The following is a 17018-nucleotide window of genomic DNA, read 5'->3' as shown; positions in this document are numbered from 1 at the left end:
TGCCAGACAGGCTTGGGCCGGGCGCCTCCGGTCACTCCGCCTGTGCGTCCAGCCACTTTTCCAGCCAGTGGATGTTGTAGTCCCCGGTGTGCACGTCTTTTTCAGCCAGCAACGCGTGGAACAGCGGCACCGTGGTGTCGACCCCGTCCACGATCAACTCGCCAAGCGCGCGGTTGAGCCGGGCCAGCGCCTCGGACCGGTCACGTCCGTGCACAATCAGTTTGCCGATCAGGCTGTCGTAATAGGGCGGGATGGAATAGCCGTCATAGAGCGCGGAATCCATTCGCACACCCAGACCGCCCGGCGCATGATATTGCGTGATCTTGCCGGGGCAGGGCCGGAACTCCGGCAGCTTTTCGGCGTTGATGCGCACCTCGATGGCGTGGCCGCGGATCTTGAGGTCGTCTTGTGTGAACGACATGTCCATGCCCGAGGCCACCCGGATTTGTTCGCGTACAAGGTCCACGTCAAAGATCGCCTCGGTCACGGGGTGTTCGACCTGCAGGCGGGTGTTCATCTCGATGAAATAGAATTCGCCGTTTTCATAGAGGAACTCGATGGTGCCCGCGCCGATATAGTTGATGCGGGCAACCGCATCTGCGCAGACCTTGCCGATGGCGGCCCGTTCTTCGGCTGAGATGCTGGGGCCGGGGGCCTCTTCGAACACTTTCTGGTGGCGGCGTTGCAGCGAACAGTCGCGCTCGCCCAAGTGGACCGCGCGCCCCTTGCCGTCGCCAAAGACCTGGATTTCGATATGGCGCGGCGTCGTCAGGTACTTTTCGATATAGACTTCGTCATTGCCGAAGTTCGATTTGCCCTCGGCCCGTGCGGTCATGAACGCGCGTTCCATGTCTGCCGCCGTTTCGGCCACTTTCATGCCGCGCCCACCGCCGCCCGCAGTCGCCTTGATGATGACGGGATAGCCCATTTCGGCCCCGATCGCCTGCGCCTCTTCAAGTGTGGCGACACCGCCGTCCGAGCCGGGTACGCAGGGTACGCCAAGCGCTTTCATCGTGTCCTTGGCGGTGATCTTGTCGCCCATGACGCGGATATGTTCGGCGGTCGGGCCGATGAAGGTCAGGTCGTGATCTTCGACGATCTGCACGAATTGCGCGTTTTCGGACAGGAAGCCATAGCCGGGGTGGATCGCCTCGGCCCCGGTGATTTCGCAGGCCGAAATGATCGCCGGAAAGCTGAGATAGGACTGCGGGGAGGCGGGCGGGCCGATGCACACGGACTCGTCGGCCATACGCACATGCATGGCGTCCGCATCCGCTGTGGAATGGACCGCGACCGTGGCCACGCCCATTTCGCGCGCAGCCCTGATGACGCGCAGCGCAATCTCTCCGCGGTTGGCAATCAGGATTTTCTTGAACATGCTCAGCCCCTTATTCGAGGATCACCAAAGGTGCGCCAAATTCGACCGCAGCGCCGTCATCCACAAGGATGCGTTTGACGGTGCCTGCGCGGGGGGCGGGGATGTGGTTCATGGTTTTCATCGCCTCAACGATGAGCAGGGTGTCGCCTTCGCCCACGTGTTGGCCAACCTTGATAAAGGCGGGCGCGCCGGGCTCGGCCTGCATGTAGATCGTGCCGACCATGGGCGAGGTCACGGCACCGGGGTCGCTGGCCGGATCGGTGGGCGCTGCGGGAGCCGCCGCGGCCGGAGCTGCGGTCGCCGCGGGTGCGGGTGCTGCGGCTGGTGCAGGGGCGGCCACCTGGGCTGACACCTGCTGAATGATCTGACGAGAGACGCGCACGTTCAGGCTGTCATCTTCGCCATATTCCCGTTTCACCTGCAACTCGGTCAGGTCGTTCTCGCGCAGCAATTCGGCCAGTGCCTGAATAAAGGCCACGTCCGCGTCATGGGGTTTTTTTGTCATTCTTGTCCTCAACAGATGGCTTGTAGCTGCCTGCCGTAAGGGCACGCGCCAATGCTCGGCCTTTTGTATAGCGACTGGAATTGGATGTGAAAAGCGCAGTTGAGCCGGTTCTTTGGCCTGCGTGGAGCTTGGGGAACGCAAAAATCCGGCCCCTTGGGACCGGATTTGTGTTTCGTGCGTGAAATCGGGTTCAGATGGCCAGGTATTCGGACCGCAGTTCTTCGTTTTCCAGCACTTCGGCGGCGGTGCCGTCAAAAACGATCCCGCCGGTGTCGAGGATCACGGCCCGGTCCGCCAGTTGCAGGGCGCGCACGGCGTTTTGTTCCACGATGATGGTGGTGATCCCCTGTTCCTTGATGATCCCAAGCGTCTTTTCGATCTCGTCCACGATCACCGGGGCCAACCCCTCATAGGGTTCGTCCAGCAGCAGCACCTTGATGTCGCGGGCCAGGGCGCGTGCGATGGAGAGCATCTGTTGCTCGCCGCCCGACAGCGTTGTGCCCTCTTGCATGCGTCGCTCGCCAAGGCGGGGGAACAGATCATAGAGGCGCTCGATCGACCAGCCGATGGGGGGCGCGATCTGGGCAAGCTTGAGGTTTTCCTCGACCGTGAGGCCGGGGATGATGCGCCGGTCTTCGGGTACGAGGCCGAGGCCAAGCTGGGCCGCTTCATGGCTGGACATGTTGTGCAGCGGCTGGTGATCGAGCCAGATTTCGCCTTGAGTCACTTCCGGATCGCCAATACGCGCGATGGAGCGCAAGGTCGAGGTCTTGCCCGCTCCGTTGCGGCCCAGAAGGGCGAGGATCTCTCCTTCGTGCACGTTAAAGCTTATGCCCTGCACAATGTAGCTTTCGCCGTAATAGGCGTGCATATCCCAGACCGACAAAAAGGCCGGGGCGGTGGCGGCGTGGTTGATGCCTTTTTCGAAGGATGGTTTGACGTTCATGGTCGTGTCCTCGCTTGGTGGCGCGGTAAGGCGGAGGACACCTCCGCCTTACGTTTGTGTTGGTCTTCGTAAGGCGGGCGTGTCGCCCGCCCGCGTCAGGCGGCGTCCTGGGATTCGCCCAAGTAGGCTTCGCGCACCTTGGGGTGGCCCTTGATCTTGTCCGGCGTGTCTTCGACCAGCGGCGTGCCCTGCGCCAGCACCGTGATCCTTTCGGCCAGTGAAAACACCACATGCATGTCGTGTTCGATGATGGCGATGGTGATGTCCCGGTCATCCTTGATCTGTTTGAGCAGATCGATGGTGTTGTTCGTATCCGCCCGCGCCATCCCGGCTGTGGGTTCGTCCAGCAGCAACAGGCGTGGTTCCTGTGACAGGCACATCCCGATCTCGAGTCGCCGTTTGTCGCCGCGCGACAGGGACGCGGCATGCATGTGCCGCTTGTCGGCCATGTTCATCTCTTCGAGCATGTGACCAGCCCGGTCGAGCATTTCGGTGTCCTTGCGCATCGCGGCATAGGCGTTGGGTGTGAATGCCCCGTCCCGTTTGGCAAAACAGGGGATCAGCATGTTTTCCATCACGGTCAGATCGCCGAAGATTTCCGGTGTCTGGAACACACGGGAAATACCCATCTGGTTGATCTCGTAGGGTTTGCGCCCCAGCACGGATTGACCGTCGAACATGACGGACCCTGTGTCGGGGATCAGCTTGCCCACAAGACAGTTGAGCAGTGTGGACTTGCCCGCCCCGTTGGGTCCAATGATCGCGTGGACCGAGTTTTCCGCCACGCTCAGATTCACGTCCCCAAGGGCCTGAAGCCCGCCGAACCGTTTGCCGACACCTTTGACGTCGAGAATTCCCATGATCGTTCCCCCTCTTATTCCGCAGGTGTGGTTTTGCCGTCAGGCGTGTTGTCGGATGGCTTCTTGCGCTTGAACATTGCCGCGATCCGCTGTCCGCCCTCGACCAGCCCGCCGGGCAGGAAGATGACGACGGCCATAAAGATCAGCCCGAGGGTCAGGTGCCAGCCTTTGCCGATGAAGGGATAGACCAGTGTGATGACGAAGTCCTGCAAGCCATCGGGCAGGAAGGCGAACCATTCATAGAGGATATCCTTGTTGATCTTGGACAGGATGTTTTCCATGTACTTGATCGCGCCCGCGCCCAGCACCGGCCCGATCAGCGTGCCCACGCCGCCCAGAATCGACATCAGGACCACTTCGCCCGAGGCGGTCCAGAACATCCGTTCGGCCCCCACTTGCGTGTCCATCGCGACCATCAGCCCGCCCGCAAGCCCGGCATACATGCCCGAGATCACGAAGGCCGCCAGCGTGTAGGGTTTGGCGTTGAGCCCGGTATAGTTCAGCCGCTGCTGGTTGGATTTCACCGCCCGCAGCATCATGCCAAAGGGCGAGCGGAAGATGCGGATCGACATGTAAAAGGCAAAGATCATCACCACAGCCGCCACGTAGTAGCCCACATTGAAGGTGAAGACCCATCCGCCCATGACGAGGTCCGTGCTGCTGCCCATCTCGAGGCCGAAGAGGTTGGCTTTGGGTGCGTTGCCCGTCAGCGCGGCATCCAGGATGCGCGGATCGGTGACCTTGGGTTGCAGGCCCGTTTCGCCACCCGTGATCGGTGTCAGCACCGAATAGGCCAGTGAATAGGACATTTGCGCAAAGGCCAGCGTGAGGATCGAAAAGTAGATGCCCGAGCGGCGCAGGCTGATCCAGCCCACCGCGAGGCTGAAGATACCGGCCACGACGACCGACACCAGAATGCCGGGGATCACGTTCATCGTCAGCAGCTTCATCATCCACATCGCCGCATAGGAGCCGACACCCAGGAAAGCTGCGTGCCCGAAGGACAGATACCCCGTCAGCCCAAACAGGATGTTGAACCCGATCGCGAAGATCCCGAAGATCACGAAGCGCTGCATCAGGTCCGGGTAGCCCGCGTTGAACTGGGCCATGCCGGAATCGACCGGGAAGGGGTTGAGGATGAAGGGCGCGGCCATGGTCAGCAAAGCGACCAGCAGCAGAAGGCGAAAGTCTTTGGCTTCAAGTCCGAACATGGCTTAGTCCTCCATCACGCCCTTGCGGCCCATAAGGCCCCGGGGACGGGTCAACAGAATGATGATTGCGACGAGATAGATGATGATCTGGTTGAGGCCGGGCAGCACGTTCAGCACTTCGCGCATCGAGGCAAAGCTTTCGAGGATGCCGAGGAGGAAGCCCGCCGCAACCGCACCGGGCAAAGAGCCCATGCCGCCCACAACGACCACCACGAAGGACAGCACCAGAAAGTCCATGCCCATGTGATAATTGGGCGAGTTGATCGGCGTATACATGACCCCCGCCAGTCCCGCGACGGCCGCCGCAATCCCGAACATCAGCGTAAAGCGGCGGTCGATATTGATGCCGAGCAGTTGCACCGTCTCGCGGTCTGCCATGCCGGCGCGCACAACCATCCCGAAGGTGGTGAATTGCAGGAAGGCAAAGACCGCACCGATGATGATCGCCGCAAAGCCGAAATAGATGATCCGCCAGTAGGGATAGATGATCTGGTTGGGCTCGAACCCGAGCATGATGCCGAAATCGAACGACCCCACAAAAGCCGAAGGGGCAGGGGTCGGGATCGGGTTGGCACCGTAATAGTATTTGATGATTTCTTGCAGAACGATGGCAAGGCCGAAGGTCACAAGGATCTGGTCCGCGTGGGGGCGCTTGTAGAAGTGCTTGATCAGCCCGCGTTCCATCAGAACGCCGATGGCGACCATGACGGGGATTGCGAAGATGATCGACAAAGGCACGGCCCAGTCGATGATCGTATCGCCGGCGGCCTGCCCGAACCAGTCATAGACATAGGGCACTTCCACCTTCAGCGGATTGCCGAGAAAGTCGGTCTGGGTCTCGTCCACCACCTCGTGGCTCAGCGAAATGATCCGGCTGAGTGTCACCGCACAGAATGCGCCGATCATGAACAGCGCGCCGTGGGCAAAATTGACGACCCCCAAGGTGCCGAAGATGAGCGTAAGGCCAAGCGCAATCAGCGCATAAGCAGAGCCCTTGTCGAGCCCGTTGAGAACTTGAAGGATGATCGCTTCCATCGGACAGACCTTTGGTTTGAGCAAGAGGTGCCACACCAGCGCGCGCCGGGGCAGGGTAGGGTGGGCAATCCTGCCCACCCCGATCTTGTTGCGAGCCGCTTAGGCGCCTGGGTTGCAGGCCCCCAGCTCACCGCCGAAGATCGACGCGTCATACGTGACCTGGCTGGTGGGCGTGACTTCCACGATTTCGAGAAGGTCGAACTCGGATGTCGGGTTCTCTTTCCCTTTCACGACCAGCACGTCCTTGAAGCACTGGTGGTCTTCGCCGCGATAGAGCGTTGGGCCGTTGCCCATGCCGTCGAATTCGAAGTCCTCAAGCGCTTCGCCAACCGCACAGGGGTTGAACGACCCGGCCCGTTCCACCGCATCCGCATAAAGCAGCGCCTGAACGTAGCAGGTGTGCGCCGCCTGGCTGGGCGGGAAGCCGTATTTGGTGCCGAAGGATTGCACGAACGCCTTGGAGCCTTCGTCCTGCAGCGACCAGTGCCAGTTGGTGGACCCGAAGATGCCTTTGACGTTTGCGCCCGCACCCTTGGCCATCAGGCGAGAGTAGAGCGGCACGACGATCTCGAAGTTCTTGCCGTTCACCTGCTTGTCGCGCAGACCGAACTGCACCGCGTTGGTCAGCGAGTTGACCATGTTGCCGCCGTAGTGGTTCAGCACCAGAACGTCCGCACCCGATTGCAGAACCGGCGCGATGTAGGAGGAGAAGTCGGTCTGTGTCAGCGGTGTTTTCACAGCCGCAACAGTTTCCCACCCCATCGCTTCGGTCGAGGTCCGCACCGCTTCTTCGGTGGTGTAGCCCCAGTTGTAATCGGCTGTCAGGTGGTAGGCCTTGCGGTCCGTGCCGTAGTTGTTGGCCAGGATCGGTGCCAGCGCCGCACCGGACATGTAGGAGTTGAAGAAGTGGCGGAAGCCGTTGGCCTTCTTGTCCTTGCCGGTGGTGTCGTTGGAGTGGGTCAGACCCGCCATGAAGATGACGCCCGCCTCCTGGCACAGCGCTTGCACGGCCACAGCCACACCCGAGGACGAACCTCCCGTGATCATCACGGCTCCGTCCTTTTCGATCATCGAGCGGGCCGAGGCGCGGGCCGCATCCGATTTCGTTTGCGTGTCACCTGTGACGTATTCGACTTTTTTGCCCAGAATACCGTTGCCTTGCAGGGCCTTGGACGAGAAGGTGTTCATCAGGCCACCATCGCCGCCACCGTTCAGGTGCTCGACCGCCAGCTCATAGGCGCGCAATTCGTCCGCGCCCTCATCGGCGTAGGGGCCGGTTTGTGGCACGTTGAAACCCAGTGTGACCGAGCTGCCTTCGGGCGCGTTGGTAAAGCCCGAATGGCCGTCCGCGCGCAGATACGTTGGCAACGTGAGACCAGCAGCACCGGCCACTGCGCCGGTTTGGATCACGCCACGACGTGTCAGGTTCATCTTGGACATAAATATCCTCCCAAATGTTGAAATGCGCCTCCTTGCTTCTTCGGGCAGGGGTGCGCGGCACCTTTTGATGCAAATTAGTTATGCCCCGGTTTTCGAAAATTGCGCAATAAACCCCTTGTTTCTCACGATTATTTTGTAAATATATCGACAAGGCTGCGGCGCGAGTTGTAAAATTTATTATGTTGCACCGCAGAAACGCGTTGAAATGGAACATGAAACCAAGGGATGCAGCCTATGGCCCGTGAGGCACTGACCGGCACCCGCATCCGCGAACGCCGCGTGATGGCAGGCTATAAGCAGTCTGATCTGGCCCGTCAGATCGGCATTTCCGCCTCGTATCTGAACCTCATCGAACACAACCGCCGCAGAATCGGGGGCAAGCTGCTCCTCGACATTGCACAGGCGCTCGCAGTTGAGGCCTCTGCCCTGACTGAAGGGGCCGAGGCCGCCCTGATCGCGGCCCTGCGGGATGCGGGCGAAGGCACCCCCATGCCCGAAGCCGAAGCGATGCGCGCCGAGGAATTCGCGGGCCGCTTTCCCGGCTGGGCCGAGGCGTTGGCGGCGGCCCATCGCAAGATCGCCGGACTTGAGCGTACGGTGGAATCCCTCAGTGACCGGCTGGCCCATGACCCGGCCCTTGCCGCGTCGGTTCACGAGGTTCTGTCCACCGCCGCCTCGATCCGGTCCACCGCGTCGATTCTGGCCGAGGACAAGGACATCGCTCCGGAATGGCGCGACCGCTTTCATGCCAATATTGATGCCGACAGCCGTCGCCTTGCGGAAAGTTCCAAAACCCTCGTCGGATTTCTGGATGCCGAAACCGGCGAGGCGGCCTCGACCAGTTCGCCCCAGGAAGAGGTAGAGGCGTTTCTGGTCGCCCATGACTACAGCTTTGACGCGTTGGAAGAGGGGCACACGGATGTCTCCGCGCTGATCGCCGCCGCCCCCGAATTGTCGTCCCATGCATCGCGTCACATCGCCGTCGGTATTCTGACCCGCCTCAAGGCAGACAGCACGCGGGTTGCCATGTCGGATTTGCGCGCCGCGCTGGCGGCCAATATCACCGACCCGATCGAGTTGTCGGAAAAGTTCGGGGTCTCGATTGCGCGGATCATGCGTCGCCTTGCGTCAGTGCCCGAATATGGCTGCGGCCTTGTGGTGTCGGACCGGTCGGGCAGCCTGTTGTTTCGCAAAGCGATCGAGGGGTTCACGATCCCCCGGTTCGGGGCGGCCTGCCCGCTGTGGCCGCTGTTTCATGGCTTGGGCCAGGCGGGGCAGGTGGTGCACCAGCGTGTCCGCATGGCCGGGCGCGCAGATGCGGTGTTTGATTGCTATGCCACGGCCCAACCGATGGGCCGGGTTGTGCTGAACGTGCCCCCGCTGATCGAGGCCACGATGCTGATTGTGCGTGTGCCGAACGCCGCCCGAAACGAAGGCACCCCCTCCACCGAAATCGGAGCCGCCTGCCGGATTTGTCCGGTCGCCGGATGCGCGGCGCGGCGCGAACCGTCGATCCTCAGCGACGGGTTCTGAGGTTTTTGACAGAACGCGCAAAACCCCACATAGTTAACACGCGCCTCAGAAGAGGTCGAAGACCCCACGCAGGCGGCGCGATCAGGGAGGAAAAGAGCATGGGCAAGCATGTTCTGCTCGTCGAAGACGAGATCAATATCATTGAAGCGATCCGTTTTCTGCTCAGCCGTGAAGGCTGGCAGGTCGATACCCATTCGGATGGGGCGACGGCGGTGGACACGATCCTGGCCATGCGCCCCGATCTGGTGATCCTCGACTATATGCTGCCGGGCAAAAGTGGGCTGGATATCCTGACCGAAGTGCGCGCCGATCCTGATTTTGCCAAGATGCCTGTGTTGATGCTGACCGCCCGCGGCCAGTCGCGCGACCGCGAGCAGGCCGAAAAGGCGGGGGTGAGCCGCTTTATGACCAAGCCGTTTTCCAACACCGAAGTGATGACGGCCGTGCGTGACCTTGTCCAACTGGCCCAATGAGTGACGCCGGTGCCTCTCCTCCTGTGTTCCTCGAGCAACGCGGGTATCGCCGCCGCCGCCTGATGGATGCGTTGCGGCTGTTGCCGATTGCCGGCATCGCGCTGTGGCTGTTGCCCGTCTTCTGGCCGACCGTTGCGGACGGCCCTGACGCGCCCGAGCCGATGGCGATGTCGTCGGCGATTGTCTATGTCTTTGTGGTGTGGATCGGTCTGATCATGGCGGCCTTTGCGCTCTGGGCGGTCCTGTTTGCCCGTCGCGACACCTCCGCCGACCAAGACGACGAGGCCCTCTAGGTGACGTCCGTCAATCAGCTGATCGGCGTCAGCCTTGGCTACGTCATCTTTCTGTTTGCCATCGCCTATCTTGCGGAACGCGCTGCACAGCGTGGCAAGGGCGGGTGGCTGCGCTCTCCGCTCGTTTATACCCTTTCCCTGTCAATCTATTGCACCGCGTGGACGTTTTACGGTGCTGTCGGCTATGCCGCCCGGTCGGGGATGGAGTTTGTCACGATCTATCTGGGCCCCAGCCTTGTTATGATCGGCTGGTGGTGGGCCTTGCGGAAGCTGGTGCGCATTGGCCGCGCGCAACGAGCCACGTCGGTGGCGGACCTGATTTCCGCCCGCTACGGCAAGTCCAACCTGCTGGCTATTGTCGTGACCATCATGGCCGTGATCGGTGTGACCCCTTATATCGCGCTGCAATTGCAGTCGGTCACGCTGTCCCTGTCGATCTTTTCGGAACCCGGCGGGGATGCCCCGCTCAACCAGTTGATCGCCGGGTTCTGGGTCGCCTTTGGGCTTGCGATCTTTACCGTTCTGTTCGGAACGCGAAACCTCAACGCCAATGAACGCCACGACGGCGTTGTGATCGCCATCGCGGTCGAGGCCGTCGTCAAGCTGATTGCACTCTTGGCGGTCGGTATTTTTGTCGTCTGGGGCGTCGCGGGCGGGCTCGCCCCGATGATGGAGCAGATTGACGCCTCACCCATTGGGGCCTGGGACATGGATCGCAGCCGGTGGGTGGCGCTCACGGCCCTGTCGGCGGCGGCTTTTCTGGCACTGCCCCGCATGTTTCAGGTCATGGTGGTCGAGAACGAGGACGAGCGGCACCTGCAAATCGCAAGCTGGGCCTTTCCGGTCTATCTGCTGCTGATGAGCCTGTTTGTGGTGCCCATCGCAGTCGTCGGTCTTGATCTGATGCCTGCGGGGTCGAACCCTGATCTGTTCGTGCTGACCGTGCCCTTGGCGCAAGGGCAGGTGGGCTTGGCCACCCTCAGCTTTCTGGGCGGGTTTTCATCGGCCACGTCGATGGTGATTGTGGCAACCTTGGCGCTGTCCACGATGGTATCCAACCACGTGGTGATGCCAGTGTGGCTCAACCTGCAGGGGCCCGGTGCGCAGGTGTCGGGGGACGTGCGCAATGTGGTGATCCTGTCGCGGCGTGCCTCGATCCTCATGATCATCGGGCTTGGCTATCTCTATTACCGCTTTTCGGGCGGTGGCTCGGCACTGGCGGCGATGGGCCTGATCTCATTCGCGGGCGTGGCGCAGTTCCTGCCGGTCATGATGGGCGGTATCTTCTGGCGCGGTGCGACCCGATGGGGGGCATTGGCCGGGCTGTGCGTTGGCTTTTCAGTTTGGGTCTTCTGCTCGCTCCTGCCCAGCTTTGGCCCCGGCGCGGTGCTGAGCGTTGCCACCTTCGATACGGGCCTGTTCGGTCTGTCATGGTTGCGCCCGCAGGCCCTGTTCGGGATCAGCGGGTTGGACCCGACCGTCCATGCAATTGTGTGGTCGATCACGCTGAACACGACCGCTTTCGTGATCGTGTCGCTGTTCATCTTTCCTGGCCCGCTTGAGCGGTTGCAGGGCGCGCAATTTGTCAACGTCTTTGATCATTCGACCCAAGCGCGGGGCTGGGACGCGGCCCTTGCCACATCCGAAGATCTGCTGATCATGACGCAGCGGATTTTGGGGGCGACCGAGGCGCTCGATCTGTTCCGTGCCGAGGCGGCGCGCCAAGGCGTGCAAGGCCATTTGCCCGAACCCACACCGGGTTTCCTGCAACAGCTTGAGCGTGAATTGACCGGCTCGGTTGGGGCCGCAACCGCCCATGCGATGATCAGCCAGCTGGTCGGCGGGGCATCGGTATCGGTGCAGGATCTGATGGCGGTGGCCGACGAATCCGCACAGATCCTCGAATACTCCAACCAGCTTGAGGCAAAGTCCGCCGAGCTGAGCCGCACGGCAGGCAAGCTGCGCGAGGCCAATGCCAAGTTGACCGCGCTTTCGGTGCAAAAGGATGCTTTCCTCAGCCAGATCAGCCACGAGTTGCGCACGCCAATGACCTCGATCCGCTCGTTTTCGGAGATCCTGCGGGACACGGATGGGCTGGGGCAGGTCGAAAAGACGAAATATGCCTCCATCATCCATGGGGAGGCGATCCGCCTGACGCGGTTGCTGGACGATCTGCTGGACCTCAGCGTGTTGGAAAACGGGCAGGTCAATCTGAACTTTGAGACGGGGACGCTCAGCTCTGTGCTGGAAAAGGCGATCTTGACGGCGCAAGCCAGCGGGACCGGCGCACTGGACATCCGGCGTCGCCATCTGGACGAGGCGGTGACTTTGACCACCGATCTGGATCGGCTTACGCAGGTCTTCATTAATCTGATTACAAATGCACAGAAATATTGTCAGGCAGAGCAACCCCGTCTGGTGATCGAAGTGCGTCAGGAGGACGGTGCGATTGCGGTCGTCTTTTCGGACAACGGCATGCCGATTCCCCCGGCGGCGCGGGCGCTGATTTTCGAAAAATTTGCCCGGATCAGTGACAATGACGAGGCGGGCGCGGGTCTTGGCCTTGCGATTTGCCGCGAAATCATGACGCGGCTTGGGGGCGAAATCTCGTTTCTGGGTGGGCCGTCGGGCAATGCGTTTACGGTTCATTTGCCCACTCAGGCCGCGCTGGCCGCGCAATAGCATCGCTTGAAAAACTGCTGTGATGTAAAGCGGTTGGTAACCAATCCGTACTAGACCTGAGCGCGTAATGGCGAGCCGTGCAGCGGCGGAGGATATGGGCGACACCAAACCAGACACCGTGTTGGGGCGCATCGCGGCCGCTGGTCGCCAAGAGCGTGACGCGCGCGCGATGACGCTGCAAAAGGCGATGCGTCTGAGCATGGCCAAGGTGGCGGACACGCTGATGGATCTGCCCATGGCCGTGATCGGGGCGGTCGTGCAAGAGGTCAGCGGTGAGGCCGTGCCTGACATGCTGGACGACGAGGTGTTGTTGATGCTGATGGACGGGCCGCGCGGTTGTGTCGGGGCGGCGATGATTGATCCGGTCGTGGTGGGCGGGCTGATCCAGCAGCAAACCATGGGAAAAGTGCAGCCTGACAAGGGGCTGACCCGGCCCATGACCCGCACCGATGCGGCCGTGTGTGCGCCTCTTTTGGATGCGGTGATCGCGCGGGTGACAGACATATTGGACGACGCCGATGATCGCGCCCTGATCGATGGTTTTTCTTTCGGGGCCAAGGCTGAGTCGTCGCGCACGCTGGCCATGGCCCTCGAGGCGTCGGAATACACCGGAGTCAAACTGACCGTGGATATGGCGCGCGGCGCTCGACAGGGTGAGATCACTCTGATCCTGCCCAATCCCGAGGCCCGGGAAGAACCGCATGACGGGACTGAGGACGGCGCGACACTTCACGGTCCGGCGGCTGATTTGTCGTCAACGGTGATGGGCCTGCACGCAGAGTTGAACATGGTGATCTGTCAGATGGAATTGCCGCTGAGCGCGGTGCGCGCGTTGGCGGTTGGTGACGCCTTCCCGCTCACGCCGGGCCAGTTCCCCTCGGTGCAGATCACGACGACTACGGGGCGCATTGTCGGGCGTGGCGTTGTGGGGCAGGTGGACGGCATGCGCGCGGTCAAGCCGCAGCGCAAACCGCTGCATGCCTCGCAACCGCTGCGCCGGGCCAGTGATGAACCAATGGTCGACATGCCTCAGGTCAAAGAATTCGAGACCGGCCGTCGGCGCGCAGAGGACGCCGATGACGTCAGTAATCAAGAGTTGGAGGCGACCATGGCCGCCCTCGAGGCCGATTTGGCGGCGTCAGACCTGCCTGATCTTGCAACACCCGTTGTCACTGCCGATGACACAACGCTTCCGGATCTGGATGACTTGCCGGACCTGTCGGACTTGCCAGACCTTGCGGACTTGCCCGATCTCGCCATGCGAAACGTAGGTTAGCGGGCCTAGGCTTGCGCAATCGCCGCAAGCGTCGGGCGCAGATTATCCAGATCATATCCGCCCGCGCGGGCCGCGGCGAGAATGTCATCCGCAGCCATCTTGTCGGCTTGCCCCAAACACCACACCACGGTCGAGCGTGTTCCCGAAGCGCAATAGGCCAACACCGGACCCTGCGCCTCGGCGGCGATCTCCATCTGTGCGCCCACATTTTCAGGGTTCATGGTCTGGTGCGTCAAAGGCAGTCGCACAAATTCCAGCCCTGCCGCCCGCGCCGCCTGTTCGACCGCATCCGCCTGAAAGGCGGGTGGCACTTCGGCGTCCGGACGGTTGCAGATCACGGTTGTGATGCCTGCGTCAGCGACGGCCTGCATGTCCGCGGGGTCAACTTGCGGGGCCACAAAATAGGTCGGGGTGATTTGTCTGATATCCATGATAGCAGGCTATGCCGCCGTCTCGGCACTGTCCAGCGCACGGCGCAGCCGGGGCACAGCGCCCATGCCCGCCAGCATCGCCGCGAGGAACAGAACACCCTGCCACCCACCGTAACTCAGCGACGCCAAGGCAGGGCCGGGGCACAACCCGACAAGCCCCCAGCCAATGCCAAACAGCACCGAACCAACAATCAACGGGCGGGTGATCTCGTGCCGTGGTGGGGCCGGAAACGTGCTGCCCGCGAGCGGAGCCCGCCCGCGCGTCATCCGCCATGCCACTGCCATCGGCAGGATGGCACCGCCCATCACAAAGGCCAGAGTCGGATCCCACGCGCCCGCAAAGTCCAGAAAGCCCCGTACTTTCGCCGTATCGGTCATCCCGGAAATGTGCAGGCCCGCGCCAAATAGCGCGCCACTGAGGGCTGCAATCATCAACCGAATCACAGGCCCAACCCGATCCGCATCGCCGTCACGGTCAGCGCGCCTGCGCCGATATAGGCCAGCGTCGCCGCGAAACCGCGCACTGACAGGCGCGACATCCCGCAGACCCCGTGCCCGGACGTGCAGCCATTGGCAAAGCGTGTGCCTATCCCAACGGCCAACCCGCCAGCAATCAACAGGAGAGGGGCCGAGCTGGCCTGCGTGTCGACCTGCCAGCCCCCAAGGCTCATCAGCGCGGGCATTCCGATCAATCCGGCGATGAAAGCAAGTGTCGCCCCCCTGTCGGTTGTGGTCCCATCAATCAGCCCACCGACAATGCCGCTGGCCCCCATGATCCGCCCGTTGCCCAGCAACATCAGCGCCGCCGCACTGCCGATCAGCACGCCGCCGACCAATCCGTATATCCACTCAACCTGCATGCCCGTTTCCCTAAGCCAGAAAGATACCGACGATGACGAGCATCAGCCCGATCACCGACAAGAACAGCGCGCCCATGTTCAGCGGCAAGACCCGCGCCATCACTGCGCGCATCCCCGCGTCATCAAGCTGTGCCCGGCGCGCGCGCCACACTTTGACGATGCACCAGATCAGCCCCGCAAGACCAATCAAAGATACCGCAGCGCCGCCCCAGACCAGGGCCTCAAACACGTTAAAAGTCGTTGTATTTTCCATGCGCGCAGGGCTACCGCAGGGCCGGGCGGTTGGCAAGAACGCTGCCGCCGCAAACCCTCTTGCAGGGCGGGGTGCACCCGGCTATCCCGCAGGTCACCCTCAAGCGTCAGGAGCCTCACATGACCGACACCGCCACCAATGCCGAAAGCTACCGCGTCACCGCAGACGAGCTGCGCCAGTTCATCGAGCGTATCGAGCGTCTGGATATGGAGAAACGCGATCTGGCGGATCAGCAAAAAGAGGTGATGGCCGAGGCCAAGGCCCGCGGGTATGACACAAAGGTCATGCGCAAGGTGATCGCGCTGCGCAAACGCGACAAGGACGACATCGCCGAAGAAGAAGCGGTGTTGGAGATGTACAAAGAGGCGCTTGGCATGGCCTGACGCGCCTCTGCGCGACGCTCCTGAATCAGTCTAGGGCGCGATGAATGTGACCCCAGGGATCCGCGCCACCCGCGCCATGTCCTCTTCATAAATCTCGGTCAGCGTCTCGACCGTGCTGTCGTCCCACCCAGGCGCGTCCAGTTCCTCTTCGATCTCGTCGTCAATGGCGAACTTGTCGAGGAACGCTGCAATCACCCGCCGTTTTTGCATTTCGGTCATGGTCGGGTGCGAGTGCAGGTACGCGCGAAACCGCTGCATCCCTTCGTCGGACATGATCTCGGACAACAGATCGAAGCCCCCGATGATCTTTTCACCATGCTCAAGCCCCGCCATCTCGCGGATGATCTGAGCCCAGAGCATCGGCATGTCCTCAAAACACCATGTGGTGAGCGTGATGCGGGGCGCGGCGGTGCGGATCTGGTCGATCGTATCGGACCAAAGGATTTCAGTGGGGTCCGCCCCGCGCAAAAAGCTCTCCATATCTGATTGGGGCGCTTTGGTGAACAAGGCCGGCAGAAAGGTCGCGGGATTGCGCATGGCCAGAAACACTTCGATGTCGTCATGTGGAAAGAGTGACGACAGATGCGCGAGCCGCTGCGGGGCGCTGTGATAGATGATCCCGTCCCGCACGCAGGCTCTGGGCGCACCGAACAGGTACATGTGGCTGAGAATCATACGATCCGCGCTTTCCTCGTCGAGGATGGCGTCCAACAGGATATCGCGCGCTTCGGGGGCGGGGGGGGCTTCCTCGAGCGCATCCAGCGTTTCGCGTAACAACACCCGGTATTTGCCCGGACCGGGGACGGCCACGCCCCGGTTCGAGAACTGTTCCTTGTTGCGCAGCAGACAGCGCACAAGCCGTTCATCTTCGGTAAAATGCGCGCCTGCATGCAGAACCAGTTGCATCGTTTGTGACCTCGATCATGTCTGGTGTGTTCGGTATCGAGGTATACCTGTTTTACGGCGGGATAAAACCTCTGCTGGTTATGCAAAACCATCTTGCGTGCGCTGGCGACTTTGATTAGACCTCGCGCCGAAAGCCCCTATAGCTCAGCTGGTAGAGCAACTGATTTGTAATCAGTAGGTCCGCGGTTCGAGTCCGTGTGGGGGCACCATTTTTCCAACTTGTTAGCTTTTTCGGTGATTGCCGGGTCGGTTTGGAATTTGATCAATTTGATCGAGCCGTGAGGGTTCTGCGAGGCAGCATCCGCTGTGCGCAGCATAATCGTCTCCGAGCTGTTCCACGAACGTATCCAACTTCTGACACATCATTGGGATGCCTCGGCTGATGGAGTCGATGACTTTCTGGTTTCCCAAGCAGTGATTGAGCGGTGACTCATTCGTCAGATTGGCGAGGGTAATCGTGTGCAGCGCGGACATCTTGACCTGCTCCCCTGAAAAGTCCGGCATTTAGAGTTAGCCTGTTCTCCAACTGAGGAGACAGACGATGAAGAGAAGC

The 17018-nt window shown here is 61.5% G+C and carries 18 protein-coding genes and 1 tRNA gene; 7 read left to right on the top strand and 12 right to left on the bottom strand.

Going from position 1 to position 17018, the window contains the following annotated elements:
- Positions 1 to 31: 31 nt before the first annotated feature.
- The 7 genes from accC to Q0908_RS08900 all read right to left on the bottom strand — a co-directional run bounded on the left by accC (position 32) and on the right by Q0908_RS08900 (position 7375).
- Positions 32 to 1378, bottom strand: a complete 1347-nt coding sequence (gene accC / locus Q0908_RS08930; RefSeq protein ID WP_299283201.1) for an acetyl-CoA carboxylase biotin carboxylase subunit — start codon at positions 1376 to 1378, stop codon at positions 32 to 34.
- A gap of 10 nt (positions 1379 to 1388) precedes the next feature.
- Entirely contained in the window at positions 1389 to 1883 is a 495-nt protein-coding gene (accB, locus tag Q0908_RS08925; RefSeq protein ID WP_299283200.1) for an acetyl-CoA carboxylase biotin carboxyl carrier protein, read from the bottom strand.
- Positions 1884 to 2073: 190 nt separating this feature from the next.
- Entirely contained in the window at positions 2074 to 2829 is a 756-nt protein-coding gene (locus Q0908_RS08920; RefSeq protein ID WP_299283198.1) for an ABC transporter ATP-binding protein, read from the bottom strand.
- 95 nt (positions 2830 to 2924) lie between these two features.
- The gene (locus tag Q0908_RS08915) at positions 2925 to 3689 is read right to left on the bottom strand and encodes an ABC transporter ATP-binding protein (RefSeq protein ID WP_299283197.1); all 765 of its coding nucleotides are present in this window, start codon (positions 3687 to 3689) and stop codon (positions 2925 to 2927) included.
- A 14-nt stretch (positions 3690 to 3703) separates the two neighbouring features.
- Complete coding sequence (locus tag Q0908_RS08910; protein ID WP_299283195.1) at positions 3704 to 4900, bottom strand: branched-chain amino acid ABC transporter permease; 1197 nt, start codon at positions 4898 to 4900, stop codon at positions 3704 to 3706.
- A gap of 3 nt (positions 4901 to 4903) precedes the next feature.
- Positions 4904 to 5935: a branched-chain amino acid ABC transporter permease gene (locus tag Q0908_RS08905; RefSeq protein WP_299283192.1), complete on the bottom strand. Its 1032-nt coding sequence runs from the start codon at positions 5933 to 5935 to the stop codon at positions 4904 to 4906.
- A 99-nt stretch (positions 5936 to 6034) separates the two neighbouring features.
- Positions 6035 to 7375, bottom strand: a complete 1341-nt coding sequence (locus Q0908_RS08900; RefSeq protein WP_299283190.1) for a substrate-binding protein — start codon at positions 7373 to 7375, stop codon at positions 6035 to 6037.
- Between the two features lie 234 nt (positions 7376 to 7609).
- Between Q0908_RS08900 and Q0908_RS08895 the strand changes: the two genes are divergently transcribed.
- The 5 genes from Q0908_RS08895 to Q0908_RS08875 all read left to right on the top strand — a co-directional run bounded on the left by Q0908_RS08895 (position 7610) and on the right by Q0908_RS08875 (position 13632).
- Complete coding sequence (locus tag Q0908_RS08895; RefSeq protein ID WP_299283188.1) at positions 7610 to 8908, top strand: short-chain fatty acyl-CoA regulator family protein; 1299 nt, start codon at positions 7610 to 7612, stop codon at positions 8906 to 8908.
- Positions 8909 to 9006: 98 nt separating this feature from the next.
- A complete protein-coding gene (locus tag Q0908_RS08890; protein ID WP_299283185.1) occupies positions 9007 to 9381 on the top strand; it encodes a response regulator in 375 nt (124 codons plus the stop codon).
- Positions 9378 to 9674: a hypothetical protein gene (locus Q0908_RS08885; protein WP_299283183.1), complete on the top strand. Its 297-nt coding sequence runs from the start codon at positions 9378 to 9380 to the stop codon at positions 9672 to 9674. The genes Q0908_RS08890 and Q0908_RS08885 overlap by 4 nt, the downstream gene beginning before the upstream one ends.
- Positions 9675 to 12356 carry an ATP-binding protein gene (locus Q0908_RS08880; protein WP_299283180.1) on the top strand — a complete coding sequence of 894 codons (2682 nt, stop codon included), beginning with the start codon at positions 9675 to 9677 and terminating at the stop codon, positions 12354 to 12356.
- 67 nt (positions 12357 to 12423) lie between these two features.
- Positions 12424 to 13632 (top strand): hypothetical protein, encoded by a 1209-nt coding sequence (locus Q0908_RS08875; RefSeq protein WP_299283178.1) that lies wholly within the window; start codon positions 12424 to 12426, stop codon positions 13630 to 13632.
- A gap of 5 nt (positions 13633 to 13637) precedes the next feature.
- On the opposite strand, the gene Q0908_RS08870 is transcribed toward Q0908_RS08875, so the two are convergent.
- The 4 genes from Q0908_RS08870 to Q0908_RS08855 are packed head-to-tail and all read right to left on the bottom strand — an operon-like array spanning position 13638 to position 15176.
- Positions 13638 to 14063 (bottom strand): TIGR01244 family sulfur transferase, encoded by a 426-nt coding sequence (locus Q0908_RS08870; RefSeq protein WP_299283175.1) that lies wholly within the window; start codon positions 14061 to 14063, stop codon positions 13638 to 13640.
- A 9-nt stretch (positions 14064 to 14072) separates the two neighbouring features.
- Complete coding sequence (locus tag Q0908_RS08865) at positions 14073 to 14504, bottom strand: DUF6691 family protein (RefSeq protein ID WP_299283620.1); 432 nt, start codon at positions 14502 to 14504, stop codon at positions 14073 to 14075.
- Complete coding sequence (locus tag Q0908_RS08860; protein ID WP_299283173.1) at positions 14504 to 14923, bottom strand: YeeE/YedE family protein; 420 nt, start codon at positions 14921 to 14923, stop codon at positions 14504 to 14506. Before Q0908_RS08860 ends, Q0908_RS08865 begins: the two co-directional genes overlap by 1 nt.
- 10 nt (positions 14924 to 14933) lie before the next feature.
- Positions 14934 to 15176 carry a hypothetical protein gene (locus Q0908_RS08855; RefSeq protein ID WP_299283171.1) on the bottom strand — a complete coding sequence of 81 codons (243 nt, stop codon included), beginning with the start codon at positions 15174 to 15176 and terminating at the stop codon, positions 14934 to 14936.
- Positions 15177 to 15295: 119 nt separating this feature from the next.
- On the opposite strand from Q0908_RS08855, the gene Q0908_RS08850 reads away from it, so the two are divergent.
- The gene (locus Q0908_RS08850) at positions 15296 to 15559 is read left to right on the top strand and encodes a DUF2312 domain-containing protein (RefSeq protein WP_299283169.1); all 264 of its coding nucleotides are present in this window, start codon (positions 15296 to 15298) and stop codon (positions 15557 to 15559) included.
- A gap of 30 nt (positions 15560 to 15589) precedes the next feature.
- Here Q0908_RS08850 and Q0908_RS08845 read toward each other — a convergent pair whose 3' ends face one another.
- The gene (locus Q0908_RS08845; RefSeq protein WP_299283167.1) at positions 15590 to 16465 is read right to left on the bottom strand and encodes a hypothetical protein; all 876 of its coding nucleotides are present in this window, start codon (positions 16463 to 16465) and stop codon (positions 15590 to 15592) included.
- 133 nt (positions 16466 to 16598) lie between these two features.
- Between Q0908_RS08845 and Q0908_RS08840 the strand changes: the two genes are divergently transcribed.
- Positions 16599 to 16674 (top strand) — tRNA-Thr (locus Q0908_RS08840).
- Positions 16675 to 17018 lie beyond the last annotated feature (344 nt).

Source organism: uncultured Tateyamaria sp., from assembly GCF_947494755.1.
Classification (GTDB): domain Bacteria; phylum Pseudomonadota; class Alphaproteobacteria; order Rhodobacterales; family Rhodobacteraceae; genus Tateyamaria.
Note: the sequence above shows the minus strand (reverse complement) of the source record. Positions and strands in the feature narration are given on the sequence as shown.

Bases quoted from the DNA above. Each gene is read 5' to 3' on its own strand.
- Q0908_RS08910 (WP_299283195.1), bottom strand. From the start codon at position 4,900: ATGTTCGGACTTGAAGCCAAAGACTTTCGCCTTCTGCTGCTGGTCGCT.
- Q0908_RS08920 (WP_299283198.1), bottom strand. From the start codon at position 2,829: ATGAACGTCAAACCATCCTTCGAAAAAGGCATCAACCACGCCGCCACC.
- Q0908_RS08870 (WP_299283175.1), bottom strand. From the start codon at position 14,063: ATGGATATCAGACAAATCACCCCGACCTATTTTGTGGCCCCGCAAGTT.
- Q0908_RS08905 (WP_299283192.1), bottom strand. From the start codon at position 5,935: ATGGAAGCGATCATCCTTCAAGTTCTCAACGGGCTCGACAAGGGCTCT.
- accB (WP_299283200.1), bottom strand. From the start codon at position 1,883: ATGACAAAAAAACCCCATGACGCGGACGTGGCCTTTATTCAGGCACTG.
- Q0908_RS08875 (WP_299283178.1), top strand. From the start codon at position 12,424: ATGGCGAGCCGTGCAGCGGCGGAGGATATGGGCGACACCAAACCAGAC.
- Q0908_RS08845 (WP_299283167.1), bottom strand. From the start codon at position 16,465: ATGCAACTGGTTCTGCATGCAGGCGCGCATTTTACCGAAGATGAACGG.
- Q0908_RS08895 (WP_299283188.1), top strand. From the start codon at position 7,610: ATGGCCCGTGAGGCACTGACCGGCACCCGCATCCGCGAACGCCGCGTG.
- Q0908_RS08900 (WP_299283190.1), bottom strand. From the start codon at position 7,375: ATGTCCAAGATGAACCTGACACGTCGTGGCGTGATCCAAACCGGCGCA.
- accC (WP_299283201.1), bottom strand. From the start codon at position 1,378: ATGTTCAAGAAAATCCTGATTGCCAACCGCGGAGAGATTGCGCTGCGC.
- Q0908_RS08860 (WP_299283173.1), bottom strand. From the start codon at position 14,923: ATGCAGGTTGAGTGGATATACGGATTGGTCGGCGGCGTGCTGATCGGC.
- Q0908_RS08850 (WP_299283169.1), top strand. From the start codon at position 15,296: ATGACCGACACCGCCACCAATGCCGAAAGCTACCGCGTCACCGCAGAC.
- Q0908_RS08890 (WP_299283185.1), top strand. From the start codon at position 9,007: ATGGGCAAGCATGTTCTGCTCGTCGAAGACGAGATCAATATCATTGAA.
- Q0908_RS08885 (WP_299283183.1), top strand. From the start codon at position 9,378: ATGAGTGACGCCGGTGCCTCTCCTCCTGTGTTCCTCGAGCAACGCGGG.
- Q0908_RS08915 (WP_299283197.1), bottom strand. From the start codon at position 3,689: ATGGGAATTCTCGACGTCAAAGGTGTCGGCAAACGGTTCGGCGGGCTT.
- Q0908_RS08855 (WP_299283171.1), bottom strand. From the start codon at position 15,176: ATGGAAAATACAACGACTTTTAACGTGTTTGAGGCCCTGGTCTGGGGC.